Below are 948 nucleotides of genomic sequence, written 5' to 3'. Positions count from 1 at the left end.
TTACAAGCAGGGGGTCGCAGGTTCGAGCCCTGCATCCTCCACCATCATGCCGGCCTAGCTCAACTGGTAGAGCAACTGACTTGTAATCAGTAGGTTGGGGGTTCAAGTCCTCTGGCCGGCACCATTTCAGGGAGCCATTAGCTCAGTCGGCAGAGCATCTGACTTTTAATCAGAGGGTCGAAGGTTCGAATCCTTCATGGCTCACCATTTGCGGGTGTGGCGGAATTGGCAGACGCGCTAGACTTAGGATCTAGTGCCTCCGGGCGTGGGGGTTCAAGTCCCTCCACCCGCACCAGTACTTTAATTTTAAAAGCAATATGCGGAAGTAGTTCAGTGGTAGAACACCACCTTGCCAAGGTGGGGGTCGCGGGTTCGAATCCCGTCTTCCGCTCCAAATATTGCCGGGGTGGCGGAACTGGCAGACGCACAGGACTTAAAATCCTGCGGTAAGTATATTACCGTACCGGTTCGATTCCGGTCCTCGGCACCAAAAGCGCCTGTAGCTCAATTGGATAGAGCGTTTGACTACGGATCAAGAGGCTAGGGGTTCGACTCCTCTCAGGCGCACCATCGGGAAGTAGCTCAGCTTGGTAGAGCACTTGGTTTGGGACCAAGGGGTCGCAGGTTCGAATCCTGTCTTCCCGACCATTTATAAATATCATATATTTCTTATGGGGCCTTAGCTCAGCTGGGAGAGCGCCTGCCTTGCACGCAGGAGGTCAGCGGTTCGATCCCGCTAGGCTCCACTCAACAATTTATTTAAAAAGTTGTTGACACCAATTTTGAAAGATGATATATTGAGTAGGTCGCTTTTTTAGATGCGACATACAAATTGCTCTTTGAAAACTGAACAAAACAACCAGTACGAAAGAAGAAAGACAACCTCGTTTTTCTTAAAAAATAAGTCAGAAGTTGACTTCTGAAAGCTAACGTTTCAAACACTTTTAT

The 948-nt window shown here is 49.4% G+C and carries 8 tRNA genes; all 8 read left to right on the top strand.

Annotation, left to right across the window (positions count from 1 at the left end):
* Positions 1-48 precede the first annotated feature (48 nt).
* The 8 genes from B7E05_RS00040 to B7E05_RS00005 all read left to right on the top strand — a co-directional run bounded on the left by B7E05_RS00040 (position 49) and on the right by B7E05_RS00005 (position 746).
* A tRNA-Thr gene (locus tag B7E05_RS00040) sits at positions 49-124 on the top strand.
* Positions 125-131: 7 nt separating this feature from the next.
* Positions 132-207, top strand: a tRNA-Lys gene (locus B7E05_RS00035).
* Positions 208-210: 3 nt separating this feature from the next.
* Positions 211-295 (top strand) — tRNA-Leu (locus B7E05_RS00030).
* Positions 296-319: 24 nt separating this feature from the next.
* A tRNA-Gly gene (locus B7E05_RS00025) sits at positions 320-394 on the top strand.
* Between the two features lie 6 nt (positions 395-400).
* Positions 401-490, top strand: a tRNA-Leu gene (locus B7E05_RS00020).
* 3 nt (positions 491-493) lie between these two features.
* Positions 494-570 (top strand) — tRNA-Arg (locus B7E05_RS00015).
* Position 571: 1 nt separating this feature from the next.
* Positions 572-648: transfer RNA gene (locus B7E05_RS00010), tRNA-Pro, on the top strand.
* Positions 649-673: 25 nt separating this feature from the next.
* A tRNA-Ala gene (locus B7E05_RS00005) sits at positions 674-746 on the top strand.
* The last annotated feature ends 202 nt before the right edge of the window (positions 747-948 follow it).

It is taken from the genome of Oceanobacillus timonensis (genome assembly GCF_900166635.1).
Classification (GTDB): Bacteria; Bacillota; Bacilli; order Bacillales; family Amphibacillaceae; genus Oceanobacillus; species Oceanobacillus timonensis.
The sequence above is the reverse complement of the archived record's forward strand: the minus strand, read 5'-3'. Positions and strand labels throughout refer to the sequence as shown.